The sequence below is a fragment of the Microbacterium sp. CCNWLW41 genome (genome assembly GCF_037083505.1).
This window is the reverse complement of the sequence record NZ_JBAOJP010000005.1, coordinates 376,669-392,488: the sequence shown is the minus strand read 5'-3', so window position 1 is coordinate 392,488 and position 15,820 is coordinate 376,669. Positions and strand designations below refer to the sequence as shown.

Annotated in this window: 16 protein-coding genes; 7 read left to right on the top strand and 9 right to left on the bottom strand. The window is 71.0% G+C overall.

The features are described 5' to 3' along the window. The first annotated feature begins 44 nt into the window (after positions 1-44). Both V6R91_RS20235 and V6R91_RS20230 read left to right on the top strand, forming a co-directional pair. Positions 45-683, top strand: a complete 639-nt coding sequence (locus V6R91_RS20235; protein WP_336396715.1) for a DNA-directed RNA polymerase subunit beta — start codon at positions 45-47, stop codon at positions 681-683. A gap of 169 nt (positions 684-852) precedes the next feature. Beyond that, positions 853-1,740, top strand: a complete 888-nt coding sequence (locus V6R91_RS20230; RefSeq protein WP_336396714.1) for an aminodeoxychorismate lyase — start codon at positions 853-855, stop codon at positions 1,738-1,740. A gap of 7 nt (positions 1,741-1,747) precedes the next feature. On the opposite strand, the gene pstB is transcribed toward V6R91_RS20230, so the two are convergent. The 7 genes from pstB to V6R91_RS20195 form a co-directional block, all read right to left on the bottom strand. Beyond that, complete coding sequence (gene pstB, locus V6R91_RS20225) at positions 1,748-2,527, bottom strand: phosphate ABC transporter ATP-binding protein PstB (RefSeq protein ID WP_194396018.1); 780 nt, start codon at positions 2,525-2,527, stop codon at positions 1,748-1,750. Positions 2,528-2,559: 32 nt separating this feature from the next. Continuing rightward, positions 2,560-3,666 (bottom strand): phosphate ABC transporter permease PstA, encoded by a 1,107-nt coding sequence (pstA, locus tag V6R91_RS20220; protein WP_336396713.1) that lies wholly within the window; start codon positions 3,664-3,666, stop codon positions 2,560-2,562. 1 nt (position 3,667) lies between these two features. Continuing rightward, entirely contained in the window at positions 3,668-4,609 is a 942-nt protein-coding gene (gene pstC / locus V6R91_RS20215; RefSeq protein WP_336396712.1) for a phosphate ABC transporter permease subunit PstC, read from the bottom strand. Positions 4,610-4,686: 77 nt separating this feature from the next. Then, on the bottom strand, positions 4,687-5,796 hold the full coding sequence (locus V6R91_RS20210) for a phosphate ABC transporter substrate-binding protein PstS (protein WP_336396711.1): 1,110 nt from the start codon (positions 5,794-5,796) through the stop codon (positions 4,687-4,689). Between the two features lie 163 nt (positions 5,797-5,959). Continuing rightward, positions 5,960-6,898: an NUDIX hydrolase gene (locus tag V6R91_RS20205; RefSeq protein WP_336396710.1), complete on the bottom strand. Its 939-nt coding sequence runs from the start codon at positions 6,896-6,898 to the stop codon at positions 5,960-5,962. Further along, a complete protein-coding gene (locus tag V6R91_RS20200; protein WP_336396709.1) occupies positions 6,895-9,060 on the bottom strand; it encodes an RNA degradosome polyphosphate kinase in 2,166 nt (721 codons plus the stop codon). The genes V6R91_RS20205 and V6R91_RS20200 overlap by 4 nt, the downstream gene beginning before the upstream one ends. A gap of 108 nt (positions 9,061-9,168) precedes the next feature. Next, the gene (locus V6R91_RS20195) at positions 9,169-9,873 is read right to left on the bottom strand and encodes a response regulator transcription factor (protein ID WP_336396708.1); all 705 of its coding nucleotides are present in this window, start codon (positions 9,871-9,873) and stop codon (positions 9,169-9,171) included. 135 nt (positions 9,874-10,008) lie between these two features. Between V6R91_RS20195 and V6R91_RS20190 the strand changes: the two genes are divergently transcribed. The 4 genes from V6R91_RS20190 to V6R91_RS20175 all read left to right on the top strand — a co-directional run bounded on the left by V6R91_RS20190 (position 10,009) and on the right by V6R91_RS20175 (position 13,280). Further along, on the top strand, positions 10,009-10,299 hold the full coding sequence (locus tag V6R91_RS20190) for a hypothetical protein (RefSeq protein ID WP_336396707.1): 291 nt from the start codon (positions 10,009-10,011) through the stop codon (positions 10,297-10,299). A gap of 134 nt (positions 10,300-10,433) precedes the next feature. Beyond that, positions 10,434-11,036 carry an FABP family protein gene (locus V6R91_RS20185; protein WP_336396706.1) on the top strand — a complete coding sequence of 201 codons (603 nt, stop codon included), beginning with the start codon at positions 10,434-10,436 and terminating at the stop codon, positions 11,034-11,036. A gap of 13 nt (positions 11,037-11,049) precedes the next feature. Then, positions 11,050-12,153, top strand: a complete 1,104-nt coding sequence (gene ygfZ / locus V6R91_RS20180) for a CAF17-like 4Fe-4S cluster assembly/insertion protein YgfZ (RefSeq protein ID WP_336396705.1) — start codon at positions 11,050-11,052, stop codon at positions 12,151-12,153. 14 nt (positions 12,154-12,167) lie between these two features. Continuing rightward, positions 12,168-13,280, top strand: a complete 1,113-nt coding sequence (locus V6R91_RS20175) for an FUSC family protein (RefSeq protein ID WP_336396704.1) — start codon at positions 12,168-12,170, stop codon at positions 13,278-13,280. A 7-nt stretch (positions 13,281-13,287) separates the two neighbouring features. On the opposite strand, the gene V6R91_RS20170 is transcribed toward V6R91_RS20175, so the two are convergent. Beyond that, a complete protein-coding gene (locus V6R91_RS20170) occupies positions 13,288-14,106 on the bottom strand; it encodes a class I SAM-dependent methyltransferase (RefSeq protein WP_336396703.1) in 819 nt (272 codons plus the stop codon). 81 nt (positions 14,107-14,187) lie between these two features. Between V6R91_RS20170 and V6R91_RS20165 the strand changes: the two genes are divergently transcribed. Beyond that, positions 14,188-14,937, top strand: a complete 750-nt coding sequence (locus V6R91_RS20165) for a phosphoglyceromutase (protein ID WP_336396702.1) — start codon at positions 14,188-14,190, stop codon at positions 14,935-14,937. A 66-nt stretch (positions 14,938-15,003) separates the two neighbouring features. Here V6R91_RS20165 and phoU read toward each other — a convergent pair whose 3' ends face one another. Continuing rightward, the gene (phoU, locus tag V6R91_RS20160) at positions 15,004-15,678 is read right to left on the bottom strand and encodes a phosphate signaling complex protein PhoU (protein ID WP_336396701.1); all 675 of its coding nucleotides are present in this window, start codon (positions 15,676-15,678) and stop codon (positions 15,004-15,006) included. Positions 15,679-15,820: the final 142 nt, after the last annotated feature.

Genomic DNA, 15,820 nt, shown 5'->3' with positions numbered 1-15,820 from the left:
AGCTGCGCGAGCCGGTGCTCGTGGCGGCGAGTAGCCTGGACGGAATGAGCGACGCGTCCCGGGATTTCCACAAGCCCGTCCGGCGGCCGGCCGAACTCTTCGACCGGCGGTTCTCGGCCGAGGATCCGGCCGAGGTGTCCCGCGTCGCCCACTCCACCGCGCACGCGCTGCTGGCACGCGTCCGTGCCGACCCGGACGGCGCGATCGTCGACCGCCTCGTGGCGTTCACCGACGAGCACGGCATCGACGACATCGCCGAGCTGTGGTCGCGGTCGCCGGCGAAGACCCTCCCGGGTGCGCTGTGGCGGCTGTACCTCGTGCAGCTGATGATCCACGACGACCCCCGCACCTCTGCGCTGCTCTACGAGCGCGGCCGTGCCGAGCTCTCCTCCGCGGACGACGTGGTGGCCGGAGCGCCGTCGCCCGCCGGACCCGACGAGCTGGTCGCGCTGGTGGACACCATCCTCCGCGGTCTGTTCGAGGGCGACTTCGCCGTGGCGCTGGACAGGGCGGCGGCGTTCTGCCGCGTGCAGGCGTCGGGCGCCACGCATCTCGCCGACGACTACGAGGTCACCGAGCCCGACCGCGCCTCCGCGTTCACCACGCGGGCGCTGCGGCTCTCGGACTTCGCCGCCGATCTGTCGGCCTGCGCCGCCCTGTGGCGGCGCGACGCGCTGAGCTGAGCCATCCGGCGGGCGGCCGTGGCCGGGAATACGAGTGCCGGGCCGCAGAACGCCTCTCGGCGCGAGGCCGCTCGCAGCGGCAGAAGATGGAGCCCGGGGTTACTGCGGCCCGGCCGATACAGTCTAACCGAGGCCCAGGGGACCGTATTCCCCGGCCTAAGCTCTTGACATGGCTTGGCGCTTCGCCCTCGTGATCGACCCCGCGGCATCCGACGACCCGCGCTCGGACTTCTCCGACACCTTCACACCGATCGATGTGACCGCACCGGCGCTGAGCGTCGGGGAGATGAGCACGCAGCGCGGCGACGGGATCTTCGAATCCATCGGGGTGGTCGACGGCCACGCGCAGGAGGTCGGTCCCCACCTCGATCGCCTCGCGCATTCGGCGGCCCTGTGCGACCTTCCCGCTCCGCACCGGGAACAGTGGCGGCAGGCGATCGCCGTGGCCGCCCAGCACTGCCCGCCCGACGCCGAGGCGGTCATCAAGCTCATCCTGAGCCGTGGGGTGGAGCACGGGCCGACGCCGACGGCGTGGGTGACGGCCGCGGAGGCCCCCGACAACGCCGCGGTGCGCGAACGCGGCATCCGCGTCGTCACGCTGGACCGCGGCTACGGGATCGACACGCCGCGGAGGGCGCCGTGGCTGCTCCTCGGGGCGAAGACGCTGTCGTACGCCGTCAACATGGCGGCGATCCGCGAGGCGAAGCGCAGGGGCGCCGACGACGCGATCTTCGTCACCTCCGACGGCTTCGTCCTGGAGGCGCCCACGGCCTCGCTCATCCTCCGCGTCGACGGCCGGTTCCTCACGCCCGCGCCCAACGGCGGGATCCTGCACGGCACGACCCAGCTCAGTCTGTTCGCGCACCTGGAGGAGCGGGGCGCCGAGACCGCGTACGAGACGATCCCCGTCTCGGCGCTGGCCCGGGCGGATGCCGCGTGGCTGGTGTCGAGCGTCCGCCTGGCCGCGCCCATCCGCGCGATCGACGGCAGGGACGTGCCCGTCGACGGTGAGCTGACGGCGTCCTTCAACCGCTACCTGCTCACCCCGCGCGACTGACCGCCGATCAGCCGAATCGACCCGAGACGTAGTCCTCGGTCGCCTGCACGGACGGCGTGGTGAAGATGGTCCTGGTCTCGTCGTACTCGATGAGCTTGCCGGGCTTGCCGGTGCCCGCGATGTTGAAGAACGCGGTCTTGTCGCTCACGCGCGACGCCTGCTGCATGTTGTGGGTCACGATGACGACGGTGTAGTCGTTCTTGAGCTCGCCGATCAGCTCCTCGATGGCGTACGTGGAGATCGGGTCGAGCGCCGAGCAGGGCTCGTCCATGAGGATCACCTCGGGCGAGACGGCGATGGCGCGCGCGATGCACAGACGCTGCTGCTGACCGCCCGAAAGGCCCGAGCCGGGCTTGTCGAGGCGGTCCTTGACCTCGTTCCAGAGGTTCGCGCCGCGCAGCGACTTCTCGACGAGGGCGTCGGCGTCCGACTTCGACATCTTCTTGTTGTTGAGCTTCACGCCCGCCAGCACGTTCTCCTTGATCGACATCGTCGGGAACGGGTTGGGGCGCTGGAACACCATGCCGACCTGGCGGCGCACGAGCACCGGGTCGACGTTGGGCGCGTACAGGTTGTCGCCGTCGAGCAGCACCTCGCCCTCGACGCGGGCGCCGGGGATCACCTCGTGCATGCGGTTGAGGGTGCGCAGGAAGGTCGACTTGCCGCAGCCGGAGGGGCCGATGAAGGCGGTGACGCTGCGCGGCTCGATGTCGAGGGAGACACCCTCGACGGCCAGGAAGTCGCCGTAGTAGACGTTGAGGTCGTTGACTTCGATGCTCTTGGACATGATTTCCGTCGGTGCTTTCGGGTTGGGGATGCTCAGCGGCCGAGCTTCGGCGAGAAGACCCTCGCGACGATGCGCGCGATGAGGTTGAGGAGCATGACGATGACGATGAGGACGAGCGCGGCGGCCCAGGCGCGGTTGTGGTACGCCTCGACGGGGATGCCCGCGTTCATGTACTGCGTGTAGACGAACACCGGGAGCGTCATCATGCGCCCGTCGAAGAGGTTGTAGTTCATCGAGGTGGCGACGCCGGCAGTGAGCAGCAGCGGCGCCGTCTCGCCGATGACGCGCGAGATCGACAGCATGACGCCGGTGGTGATTCCGGCGACCGACGTCGGGAGGACGACCTTGGCGATGGTGCGCCACTTCGGCACGCCGAGCGCGTACGACGCCTCGCGCAGCTCGTTGGGCACGAGGCGGAGCATCTCCTCGGTGGATCGCACGACGACGGGGATCATCAGCACCGCCAGCGCGATCGAGCCCATGATGCCCATGCGGATGCCGGGACCGAAGAACAGCGCGAAGACGGCGTACGCGAAGAGGCCGGCCACGATCGACGGGATGCCGGTCATCACGTCGACGAGGAAGGTGATGCCGCGTGCGACCCGGTTCCCCGCGCCGTACTCCACGAGGTAGATCGCGGCGAAGATGCCGATCGGGATCGAGATGACCGCCGCCGCCAGCGTGATGAGCAGGGTGCCGACGATCGCGTGCAGCGCGCCGCCGCCCTCGCCCACGACGTTGCGCATCGACGAGGTGAAGAATTCGGCGGACAGGCCCGCGACGCCGTTGACCAGCACGGTGATCGCGAGCGAGACGAGCGGCACCATGGCCACGAGGAAGGCGATCGTGACGACGCCCGTCACGAGCCGGTCGACGCCCTTGCGGCGTCCTTCGACGAGTGAGGAGGTGGTCGTGATGAGCGCGAGGTAGAGCAGGGCGGCCACGACGCCCCACCCGGCGAGGTTGAAGCCCTCGCCCGAGCCGATCGAGAGGACGCCGAACAGGATCGCGCTGATGGCGAGGCTGCCGGCGAGGATGGCCCACGGCCCCCATGCGGGCAGGTGCCCGCTGGTCAGGCGCGGTGTCTCGCGCACCGGCGCCTGCTGCGGCGCCTCGGGAGGAGCGGTCGTCACGGTCATGTCAGTTCGCCCCCGAGAATTCCTTGCGACGGCTGACGATCCATCGGGCGATGGCGTTGACCGCGAAGGTGACGATGAAGAGGATGAGGCCCGTGGCGATCAGCACGTTGATGTTGGTGCCGTACGCCTCGGGGAAGGTGAGCGCGATGTTCGCGGGGATCGTGCTGGGGTTCTCCGACGTGAAGAGCTGGAAGGTCACGACGCCGGTCGCCGAGAGCACCATGGCGACGGCCATCGTCTCGCCCAGGGCGCGGCCCAGGCCGAGCATCGAGGCCGAGACGATGCCGCTGCGCCCGAACGGGAACACGGCCATGCGGATCATCTCCCAGCGGGTGGCGCCCAGCGCGAGCGCGGCCTCCTCGTGGAGGACGGGAGTCTGCAGGAAGATCTCGCGGCAGATGGCGGTGATGATGGGGACGACCATGACGGTCAGCACGATCGCAGCGGTGAAGATCGTCCGGCCGGTGCTGGACACCGTGCCGCCGAAGAGGGGGAACCACCCCATGTTGGCGTTGAGCCAGGCATAGACGGGCTGGACGGCGGGGGCGAGCACGAGGATGCCCCAGAGGCCGAAGACGACGGAGGGCACCGCGGCCAGCAGGTCGACGACGTAGCCGAGACCCTGCGCCAGGCGACGCGGTGCGTAGTGCGAGATGAAGAGCGCGACGGCGACCGCGAGCGGGACAGCCATGAGCAGCGCCAGGAACGACGCCCACACCGTGCCGAACACGAGGGGCCACACATACTCCCAGAAGTTCCCGGTGAGGATGCTCGCGGTCTCGCTCGTGGCGGTGAGGCCCGGGATGGACTGGATGATGAGGAACAGCGCGACGGCGGCCAGCGTGACGAGGATCATCAGGCCGGCCGAGAGTGCGGTCCCCGAGAACCAGCGGTCTCCTGGTCTCTGCTTGACCTTGGCCGCGGGGGCGGTGGTCGTCGTCATGGTGTCCTTCGGGTTCGGGTCTTCTCAGGGGTGATGCCCGGCCCGGTCGTGGACGACCGGGCCGGGCATCGATGTTCTCAGTCCGTGACGATCAGGTCGATCGCCGCGTTGACCTGCTCGCGCAGGGTGTCCGAGATCGGGGCGCTGCCGGCGGCCTCGGCCGCGGCGTCCTGGCCCTCGGCGCTGGCGACGTGCTGCAGGTAGCCCTTGACGATCGGTGCGACCGCCGCGTCGGCGTACTCCTGGCACGCGATCATGTAGCTGACGAGGACGATGGGGTAGACGCCTGCCTCGTCCGAGGTGCGCTGGAGCTCGATGGCGAGGTCGCCCTCACCGCGGCCCTCCTCGAGCGGCGACGCGTCGACGATCGCCGCAGCGGCCTCGGGCGAGTACTCGACGAACTCGTCGCCGACCTTGACGGCGGCGGTCGAGAGGCCCTCCTCGGCAGCGCGGGAGGCGTCGGCGTAGCCGATGGTGCCGTTACCGCCTGCGACGGCCGAGACGACACCCGAGGTGCCCTGCGCAGCCTCGCCGGACGAGAGCGGCCAGACACCGTCGGGCTCGCTCGTCCAGACGTCACCGGCGGCCTGGAACAGGTAGTCGGTGAAGTTCTCGGTGGTGCCCGAGTCGTCGGCGCGGTGCACCGGCGTCACGGCCAGATCGGGAAGCGTCACGCCCTCGTTGAGCGCGGCGATCGCCGGGTCGTTCCAGTTGGTGATCGTGCCGGCCATGAGGCCCGCGATCGCGGCGGCGTCGAGGTTCAGCGCGTCCACGCCCTCGATGTTGAAGATGACCGCGATCGGCGAGATGTAGGTCGGGAGCTCGATGATGCCCGAGCCGTCCACGCACGCGTCGAACGGGCCGGCCTCGATCTCCTCGATGGTGAAGGCGCGGTCCGAGCCCGCGAACGGGAAGGCGCCCGCCTGGAACGACTCGCGGCCCGCGCCGGAGCCGGACGGGTCGTAGGTGATGGTGACGTCGGGGTTCGCGGTCTGGAAACCGGCGGTCCAGGCCTGGACCGCCACCTCCTGCGCCGACGATCCGCCGCCGGCGATCTCGCCGGAGAGCTCGGAGGTGGTGCCGCCGGTGGTGTCGCCGGGAGCGGTCTCGTTGGCGGCGCAGCCGGCAAGGGCGAGGGCCGCGACAGCGGCGACAGCGCCCACCTGGGCGATGCGGGAGATCTTCACTGTGTGAATCCTTCACGTGTCAGGGAATCAGGTCCGTGCAGGACCTTCGGGTGGGAACCCGGTGCGGGGTTCGCTCTGAAACGTAGGCTCGGACTCTTAAGAGAGTGCGCTGCGCAGGTGAACGGGAGGTGAACGGGCAGGGGTGCGCGGGGGGCGCCCCCGGTCAGACCTTCGGCTCGTGGGTCTCGATCGCGACGATGCCGGAACCGGGATTGTCCACCGAGAGGTGGGCCACAGAGAACGCCCCCGTCTCCAGGGCGGACGCGCTGCCGAGGTACGAGCCGCGCAGCGTGCCGGTGGCCAGGGCGAGCTCGCTCAGGATGTCGGGGAGCACCGGTCCGTGGCTGCACAGGACGGCGGGCTTGCGCGCACGCACGCGCTCGCCGATGATCGTGCGGGCGTCGGACTTGCCGTCCTCCCACGCGTCCTGGCTGATGAGCTTGGTGAGCTCGATCCGCCGACCGAGCGCGGCGGCCAGCGGCTTCACGGTGTCGGCGCAGCGCGTCGCCGGGCTCGAGATGATGCGTCTCACGCCGAACGCCTGGAGCGGACCGACGATGGCGCTCGCCTGCTTGCGGCCGCGGGGCGACAGCGGGCGCGCGGCATCCTTCCCCTTCCACTCCTCGCGCGCGAGGGCCTTGGCGTGGCGCAGCGCGATGATGGGGAAGGTGCGCAGGACGCCTTCATCCATGAGCCGGAGGAAGTGCTCGACGATCTCGCGGTCGACGGGATAGCTGAGCCGCTTGAGGGCCTTCTTGGGCGAGACCCACTCGAGCGCGGCGATTTCCTTGTTCGGCACGAACGCCGACGCGCGGATCGCGGCGTCGGTCGCCTCGGCGGCCCAGTAGTGCACGATCTTGGTGCGCTTGCTGGGGAGCCGGTAGCGCGAGACGCCGACTGCCACCCCGAGGGCGACGCGGATGCCGGTCTCCTCGCGGATCTCGCGGACCGCCGTCTCAGCGAGCATCTCGCCCGGGTCGACCTTGCCCTTGGGCAGCGTGACGTCGCGGTACTTGGTGCGGTGGATGAGGAGGATGAGCACCTTCTCGTCGACGATGCGCCAGACCACCCCGCCGGCCGCGTAGATCGCGGTCTCGGTCATCGCACCGCCCGCGCGCGCCGGCGGCGCTGGACGTTGGTCATCCGGCGGTCCTGGATGTCCAGCAGCGGCTTGCCGTCGGCGTCGGTGTGGTGCCTGACCCACTCGCCGTCCGGGCCGAGGTGCCACGAACTGGTCGTGTCGCTCATCGCGAGCGTGAAGAGGTCGTTCATCTCTTTCACGTGGGCGGGGGACGACACCCGCACCAGGGCCTCGACCCGGCGGTCGAGGTTGCGGTGCATCATGTCGGCGCTGCCGATGTACACGATCGGGTCGCCGTCGTTGTGGAACGCGAAGATCCGCGAATGCTCGAGGTACCGGCCGAGGATGGAGCGCACCGTGATGTTGTCGCTGACCCCTTCGACGCCGGGCTTGAGCGCGCAGATGCCGCGCACCCACACCTCCACCTTCACTCCCGCCTGGCTGGCGCGGTACAGCGCGTCGATGATCTGCTCGTCGACGATCGAGTTCACCTTGATGCGCACGCTCGCGGGCTTGCCGGCCTGCGCGTTGCGCCGCTCCTTGTCGATCAGGCGGAGCAGCCCCTTGCGCAGGTGCAGCGGCGCCACCAGGAGGCGCTTGAACTTCTTCTCGATGGCGTAGCCGCTGAGCTCGTTGAACAGGCGCGTCAGGTCGCGACCGACCTGGTCGTCGGCCGTGAACAGGCCGTAGTCCTCGTAGATGCGGCTCGTCTTGGGGTTGTAGTTGCCGGTGCCGACGTGGCTGTAGCTGCGCAGCACGCCGTTCTCCTCGCGGATCACCAGGGCGAGCTTGCAGTGGGTCTTCAGGCCCACGAGCCCGTAGACGACGTGCACGCCGGCCTTCTCGAGCTTGCGCGCCCACACGATGTTGTTCGCCTCGTCGAAGCGGGCCTTGATCTCGACGAGGGCGAGCACCTGCTTCCCGGCCTCGGCGGCGTCGATCAGCGCCTCCACGATCGGGCTGTCACCGGAGGTGCGGTACAGCGTCTGCTTGATGGCCAGGACGTGCGGGTCCTTGGCCGCCTGCTCCAGGAACGCCTGCACGCTGGTCGCGAACGACTCGTACGGGTGCTGCACGAGCACGTCGCCCTTGCGGATCGACGAGAAGATGTCAGGGCGCTCGTTGTTGTCGCCGGGCTGGAACGCCAGGGCGGTCGTGGGCACGTGCGGCTTGTAGTGCAGGTCGGGCCGGTTGATGCGAGACAGGTCGAACAGCCCGCGCAGATCGAGCGGGCCGGGGAGGCGGTAGACCTCCTGCTCGGTGATGTCGAGCTCCTTGATGAGGAGGTCGAGCGTCACGTCGTCCATGTCATCGGTGATCTCCAGGCGGATCGGCGGGCCGAAGCGCCGCCGCAGCAGCTCCGCCTCGAGCGCCTGGATGAGGTTCTCCGTCTCGTCCTCCTCGATCACGACGTCTTCGTTGCGGGTGAGACGGAAGGCGTGGTGGTCGAGCACCTCCATCCCCGGGAAGAGGTCGTCGAGGTGGTTGGAGATCAGGTCCTCCAGCGGCAGGTAGCGCACCGCGCCGTCGGCCGGGGGAAGCTCGACGAACCGGGGGAGCATGGGCGGCACCTTGAGGCGGGCGAACTCCTGGCGCCCGGTGCGCGCGCTGCGGATGCGGATCGCGAGGTTGAGCGACAGGCCCGAGATGTAGGGGAACGGGTGGGCGGGGTCGACCGCGAGCGGCATGAGGACCGGGAAGACCTGCGCCTGGAAGTACTCGTAGAGCTGGGCGCGCTCGTCCGCCTGGAGCGTCTCGTACGAGACGACCTCGATGCCCGCCTCGGCCATGGCGGGCTTGACGTGGCTCTTCCACGTCTCGGCGTGGCGCAGCTGCAGGCGGTGGGCGTCGGCCGAGATGTCGGCGAGGACGTCCGCGGGGGAGCGGCCGACGTTCGTGGGAACGGCGAGGCCGGTGACGATGCGGCGCTTGAGGCCCGCCACGCGCACCATGAAGAACTCGTCCAGGTTGCTCGCGAAGATCGCGAGGAAGTTCGCCCGCTCGAGCACCGGCAGACGGTGATCCTCCGCGAGCTCGAGCACCCGCTGGTTGAACGAGAGCCAGCTGACCTCGCGATCCAGGTACCGGTGATCGGGCAGCTGGGAGTCGAAGACCTCCTCGAGGTCGAAGTCGTCGTCGTCCGCGTCGCCCAGGCCGGCGTCGAGCACCTCGGGTTCGATCATCCCCTCATCATTGCAGGGTCGCGTGTCGAGAGTGTGAACGAGTCGGGGCCGCCGGCGACGCCCGCAGCAGCGGATGAGCGGATGCCGCGGCGGGCCGCGGCATCCGTCTCAGGCGTCGCTGCGCTCGCGCGGCACCGGAGCAGGCTCCGGCTCGTCCTCGTAGACGTTGAAGCGGTAGCCCACGTTGCGCACGGTGCCGATGAGCTGCTCCATGTCGCCGAGCTTGGCGCGCAGACGCCGGACGTGCACGTCGACGGTGCGGGTGCCGCCGAAGTAGTCGTACCCCCACACCTCGCTCAGCAGCTGCTCGCGCGTGAACACCCGGGAGGGGTGCGTGGCGAAGAAGTGGAGGAGCTGGAACTCCTTGTACGTGAGGTCCAGCGCGCGGCCGTGCACCTTGGCCGAGTACGAGGACTCGTCGATCGTGATGCCCGAGGTCTGGATGCGCGTCGAGACCTGCTCGGCCGACTGGCGGCCGACGGCCAGGCGGATCCGGGCGTCGACCTCGGCGGGTCCGGCGGTGAAGAGGATGACGTCGTCGACGCCCCAGTCGGGCGACACCGCGGTGAGCCCGCCCTCGGTGACGATCAGCAGGAGCGGGGCGTCCAGGCCCGTCGTGTTGAGGATCTTGCACAGCGACTTGGCGCCGACGAGGTCCACGCGCGCGTCGACGAAGATGACGTCGGCGCTCGGCGCGTTGACGAGCTGCGCCGGCTCGGCCGGGATCTGGCGCACGCGGTGACTCAGCAGTTCGAGCGAGGGCAGGACGGGACCGCCTCCGTGCGTGGAACTGAGAACCAGGAGCTGTGCCAATGGATCGCCTTCCCGGCGCGTGGGGGCGCGCCGCGAACCCCAGTGTAGGGCGTGGCGGCCGTGCGCTCCGATCGCGGGAGCCCGACGCCACCGCCGAAGCGTGCGCCACGCGCCGTCATGCGGGATGATGGAGCCGTGGCCATCCCCGACCTCGCACCCCGGCGCACGCTCGGCGGGATCATCGCCGTGTGGGTGCTCGCGGCCGTGATCGCGATCGTGATCGGCGTCCTGGCCACCCCCGATTGGCGCGGGGCATGGCTGGCGGTGGGACTGGGCGGATGCCTCATCGCGGCGTTCGCGATCCAGCTCTGGCCGGGCCGCTCGCAGGGCTTCACCGAGCGGGTCGCGGCCAGCATGCTCGGCGCCGCCCTCGTGATGGGCGTCATCAGCCTGGGCTTCGGGCTCGCCGCCCTCGTTCCCGGCTAGACTCCTTGCCATGGATCTCGTCGCGCTCGAACTCTTCTACGTGGGCCTGCTCGGTCTGGCTTCGCTCGCGATCGCCTTCGTCTCCGCGGTCGTCCTCAAGAACCTGTACCGCGGCCAGCGCTGACGGGTCCGTCGTGATCGACATCCCGACCGACCTCCCCGCCGAACTCGTCCCGCTGTCCTGGCTCATCGGGGTCTGGGAGGGCACCGGCGTCATCGATTACGGGGAGCACTCGCTGACCGGTGAGTTCACCCACCGGGTCAGCTTCAGCCATGACGGCGGCGACTACCTCAACTACTCGGCCGAGGCGTGGCTGCACGACGCCGACGACTCGGGGTCGCGCACGCGCCTGGTCGCCGAGCTCGGCTACTGGCGCCTGTCCCGTCCGGCCACGGACGCCGATGCCGGCCCCGGTCTCCTCCCGCCGACGGCCGCACCGGTCGCGCGCGGCGCCGAAGACATCGAACGGCTGCGCAACGCCGACGGCGGCTTCGACATCGAGGCGGCGATCGTGCACGCCGACGGCGTGAGCGAGCTGTACCTCGGCCAGATCAAGGGCCCGCGGATCGACATCGCCACCGATGCCGTCGTGCGGCCGGCGGGCGCGAAGAACTACGCGGCGGCCACCCGCATGTACGGACTCGTCGACGGGCATCTGCTGTGGGCGTGGGACATCGCCGCGCTCGGCTACGAGCTCGCCGCGCACGCGTCCGCGCGTCTCGCCCGGGCCGACTGAGCGAGGAGCACCGATGACCGACCTGTTCGCCGCCCTCCCCGGGGCCGTCGTCGACGACGCGGGCCTCCAGCACGTGGGCAATCCGCTCGTCGAGCAGCGGCGCCTCGCCGCGGGGGCGGCCGTGGCGCCGCTCGGGGACCGTGCCGTCATCGCCGTCCCCGGCGAGGACCGGCTCACCTGGCTCGACTCGCTCTCGTCGCAGGCCCTCGCCCGGCTCCAGCCCGGCGTCGGCACCGAGCTGCTGATCCTCGACCCCCAGGGGCACGTCGAGCACGCGGCATCCGTCGTCGACGACGGCGAGACGACCTGGCTCATCGCCGACCGCGCCGATGTCGAAGGCCTGCACGGCTGGCTGCGCAGGATGCGCTTCCGGCTCCGCGTGGACCCGCGGATCGCCGACGAGTTCGCGGTGGTCGGGGGCACGGCGTCGGCGCTCGCGCGCATCACGCCGGCCGCGCCGTCCGGAGTGCCGCTGGTCTGGCACGATCCGTGGCCCGATGTCATGCCCGGCGGCCATGCCTACGCGCCGGTCGACCCCCACCCCGGCGCCGACCGCGACTGGGCCGAGGCGATCGTCACGCGCGACGAGGAGCGACGGATCGCGGATGCCGCAGCCCGCGGCGAGCTCGAGCTCGCCGGCCTCGCCGCGGTCGACGCGCTGCGCGTCGCGGCATGGCGCCCGCGGTGGACGACCGACGTCGACGAGCGGGCGCTGCCGCACGAGCTGGACTGGCTGCGCACGGCCGTGCATCTCGAGAAGGGCTGCTACCGCGGTCAGGAGACCGTCGCCAAGGTGCACAACCTCGGCCACCCGCCGCGGCGGATGGTCGCGCTGCAGCTGGACGGCTCCGGCAGCGTGCTGCCCGCGCACGGCGCCGCGGTGCGGCTCGGCGACGCCGAGGTGGGCATCGTGACCTCCGCCGCCCTGCACCACGAGGAGGGGCCGATCGCCCTGGCCGTGGTGCGGCGCACGACCCCCGTCGACGCCGCCCTCACCGTCGACACCGAAGACGGTCCCGTCGCCGCGGCGCAGGAGGTCATCGTGCCGCCCGACGCCGGCGCCACGGCGAACGTGCCCAGGATCACCCGGCTCTCGCGCCGCAGCGCGGCGCAGTAGGCGAGGGTCCGACGGTGAGCGGAGACGGCGACACCGCCGCGATCACGCAAGCCGTTCCGACCGGATGGCGCGCCCGCTTCGACCTCCGGCCGCCGCTCACCCGCGTCCGCGGCTCGGCGCTGGCCATCGTGCAGATCACGGTGGCGGCGACCGCGGCATGGGCCTTCGCGCACTACGTGGTCGGCCATCCCGCGCCGCTGCTGGCCGCCACCGTCACCATCTCGAGCCTCGGGCTCGTCCGCGATGCCCGCCCGAAGCGGGTGCTCGAGACCGTGGTGGGCATGCTCGTCGGGATCCTCGTCGCGGAGGCCTTCGTCGTGGTGGTGGGGCCGGGGTGGTGGCAGCTGGCGCTGGCCCTCGGGGTGACGCTGGTGGTCGCCCGCTTCCTCTCGCCCTTCCCGCCCTTCGCGATCATGGCGGGCATCCAGGCGTCGATCGTGATGTCGCTGCCGGCGAGCCAGCCGTTCGCGCGCGTCGTCGACGGCGTCGTCGGCGGGGTCGCGGCGCTGCTGGTGACCGCGCTCATCCCGCGCAACCCCCGCCGCGAAGAGGCGCGGGACGGCCATGCGGTGTTCGCCGCGGCGGACTCGGCCGCGCGCACCATCGTGCAGGCGCTGCGTCGAGGCGACCCGATCCGGGCGGCCAGGGGCCTGGAGAAGGCGCGCGCGATCGCGCCGCGCGTCGACGACTGGCGGGCGTCGCTGGACTCGAGTCTGGCGGTCGCCGGCTTCTCACCGTGGCTCCGCCCCCAGCGGGCCGAGCTGCGGCGGCACCACGGCGTGCTGCAGGCGATGGACTTCGCGACGCGCAACCTGCGGGTCGTCGCGCGGCGCGCGGTCTACCTGTGCGAGGACGGGCAGCGCCGCCCCGTGCCGGCCGACGTGCTGGCCGAGCTCATGCGCGCGGCGGAGCTGGTGGGGGAGAGCCTCGACGACATCTCGCTGCAGCCGCCGGCGCGGGAGGCCGTCGCCGCCGTGGCGGCGCGACTGGATCCCGCGCTGATCCTCCCGGACGGCACGCAGACCGAGCTGAACCTCCTCACGGCGCTCCGCCCGCTCGCCGTCGACCTGTTGACCGCGACGGGCATGACCTCGGCCGACGCGCGCGCCGTGCTGCCGCGCGTCTAGCCTCTCGTCACCACGGAGCCACGGCCTCCCACGGCACCGTCGCCTCGCCGAGCCGCCAGCGGGAGCGCTCGAGAACCGGCCACCCGCCGTCCACGAGCGCCGCCAGCGCCGTGCGCCATCGGTGCACGGGCCCGAACGGGGCGACCGCGGCGGCGCGGTCCCATTCCGCGTCGAGCGCCGACAGGAACGCGTGCACGCGCTGCCCCGGCACGTTGCGGTGGATGAGCGCCTTCGGAAGCCGCTCCGCGGCGACGGACGGATGCTGCAGCCCGGCCAGCCGCAGCGACACGGTGAGGGTGCGCGGCGCGGCGTCGGCCCCCAGGGCGACCCACGTCGCGATGCGGCCGATCTCGTCGCAGGTGCCCTCCACGAGCAGCCCGCCCGGCGCGAGGCGCGACGCCATCGCCGTCCACGCGCCCGCCACCTCCGGCTCGTCGTACTGCCGCAGCACGTTGAAGGCCCGGATCACCGCCGGACGCCGCCCGTCCGGCACCGGCACCTCGAACCCGCCGCGGGCGAACGACACCCGCGCATCGGCCGGGAACGTCGTCTCGCCCGCGCGCACCGCCGCGAGCTGGGTTCGGGCGCGGGCGACGCGGCCGGGATCGATCTCGAGGCCCAGGACCTCGACGTCGGGGCGCGCGCGGACGAGGCGGGCGTACAGCTCGAGTGCGGTGACACCGCTTGCGCCGTACCCGAGGTCGATCACGAGCGGATCGGTCGAGCGGCGCAGGGCGGGGTGCCGGGCGATCCAGCGGTCCACCCGCCGCAGCCGGTTCGTCCCGGTGGTGCCGCGCGTGATCTGCCCGACCGGTCCCCGCGCCATCCCCCCATGATGCCAGCGGGGAGTGCCATGCCGGGGACACAGGACGGGGGAGTGACGCCCCGCGCCGATATCATGGGGCGCATGACCGCGCCCTACACGCTGATCCTCCTTCGACACGGCCAGAGCGAGTGGAACAAGACCAACCAGTTCACCGGCTGGGTCGACGTCCGACTCACCGAGCAGGGCAAGGCCGAGGCCCAGCGCGGCGGCGAGCTGCTCGCCGAGTCCGGCATCCTTCCCGACGTCCTCCACACCTCCGTGCTCAGCCGCGCCATCCAGACCGCCGACATCGCGCTGGACGCCGCCGACCGCCTGTGGATCCCGGTCAAGCGCTCGTGGCGCCTGAACGAGCGTCACTACGGCGCGCTGCAGGGCAAGGACAAGGCCCAGACGCTCGAGGAGTTCGGCCAGGACCAGTTCATGCTGTGGCGCCGCTCGTTCGACGTGCCGCCGCCGCCGCTGCCGGCCGACGACCAGTACAGCCAGGTCGGCGACCCGCGCTACGCCGACATCGACGGCGAGGTGCCCGACACCGAGTCGCTCAAGATCGTCATCGACCGCATGCTGCCGTACTGGCACAGCGACATCGTGCCCGACCTGAAGGCGGGCAAGACCGTTCTCGTGACGGCGCACGGCAACTCGCTGCGCGGCCTGGTGAAGCACCTCGACGGCATCAGCGACGCCGACATCGCCGAGCTGAACATCCCGACCGGCATCCCGCTGGTCTACCGCCTCGACGAGAACCTCGAGCCGCTCAGCCCGGGCGAGTACCTCGACCCCGAGGCCGCCGCCGCGGGCGCCGCCGCGGTCGCCAACCAGGGCAAGAAGTAGCACCGGCGAGCAGAAGGGACCGGATGCCTCGGCTGAGGCATCCGGTCCCTTCTTCCGTCCGTGGGCTCAGCCGTGGATGACGTCGATGGTGTCGGTGCTGCTGGTCCAGTCGCCCGTCGACAGGTAGGCGACCTTCTTCGCCACCGAGACGGCATGGTCGCCGAAGCGCTCGTGGTAACGGCTGGCGAGGGTCGCGTCGACGGTCGCCGACGGATCGCCCTGCCAGCTGTCGCTCAGCACCTTCTCGAACACCGAGACGTGCAGCTCGTCGAGCTTGTCGTCAGCGTTGCGGATCTCGTCGATGAGGTCGCCGTCCTGGGTGCGCAGCAGCTCGGTCAGCTGGCGCGCCGCCTCGACATCGAGCTCGCCCATCCGCAGGAAGGTCGACTTCAGGCCCTTGGGGATGGCCCGCTCGGGGAAGCGCATGCGGGTGAGCTGAGCGATGTGCTCGGCGATGTCGCCCATGCGCTCGAGCGACGCGCTCATGCGCAGCGCGCTCACCACGATGCGCAGATCCCGCGCCACCGGCTGCTGACGGGCCAGGATCTCGATCGCGAGCTCGTCGAGCGCGATCGCCTTCTCGTCGATGACGGCGTCGGCCTCGATGACCTCCTCCGCGAGCGACACGTCGCTCGTGCCGAACGCACGCGTCGCCTTGTCGATGGCGATCGTGACGAGCTCGGCGATCTCGACGAGACGCCCCTGCACGTCCTCGAGAGACTGGTGGAAGACTTCGCGCATTCCGATGCACCTTTCGTGGTTCCGGGGAAGGCACAAGCCAGCGCCCCGGCGATTCTCGTCAGGGAAGGTTAACGGATGGTGCCGCATCGGTGAACACTGGCGGGCGCGTGCGCCGTCGTCACCGCCGCCGTCCGACGGCGCC

Excerpts from the sequence above, each read along its gene's own strand:
- V6R91_RS20235 (WP_336396715.1), top strand. The coding sequence starts at position 45 with ATGAGCGACGCGTCCCGGGATTTCCACAAGCCCGTCCGGCGGCCGGCC.
- V6R91_RS20230 (WP_336396714.1), top strand. The coding sequence starts at position 853 with ATGGCTTGGCGCTTCGCCCTCGTGATCGACCCCGCGGCATCCGACGAC.
- pstB (WP_194396018.1), bottom strand. The coding sequence starts at position 2,527 with ATGTCCAAGAGCATCGAAGTCAACGACCTCAACGTCTACTACGGCGAC.
- pstA (WP_336396713.1), bottom strand. The coding sequence starts at position 3,666 with ATGACCGTGACGACCGCTCCTCCCGAGGCGCCGCAGCAGGCGCCGGTG.
- pstC (WP_336396712.1), bottom strand. The coding sequence starts at position 4,609 with ATGACGACGACCACCGCCCCCGCGGCCAAGGTCAAGCAGAGACCAGGA.
- V6R91_RS20205 (WP_336396710.1), bottom strand. The coding sequence starts at position 6,898 with ATGACCGAGACCGCGATCTACGCGGCCGGCGGGGTGGTCTGGCGCATC.
- V6R91_RS20200 (WP_336396709.1), bottom strand. The coding sequence starts at position 9,060 with ATGATCGAACCCGAGGTGCTCGACGCCGGCCTGGGCGACGCGGACGAC.
- ygfZ (WP_336396705.1), top strand. The coding sequence starts at position 11,050 with ATGACCGACCTGTTCGCCGCCCTCCCCGGGGCCGTCGTCGACGACGCG.
- V6R91_RS20170 (WP_336396703.1), bottom strand. The coding sequence starts at position 14,106 with ATGGCGCGGGGACCGGTCGGGCAGATCACGCGCGGCACCACCGGGACG.
- V6R91_RS20165 (WP_336396702.1), top strand. The coding sequence starts at position 14,188 with ATGACCGCGCCCTACACGCTGATCCTCCTTCGACACGGCCAGAGCGAG.
- phoU (WP_336396701.1), bottom strand. The coding sequence starts at position 15,678 with ATGCGCGAAGTCTTCCACCAGTCTCTCGAGGACGTGCAGGGGCGTCTC.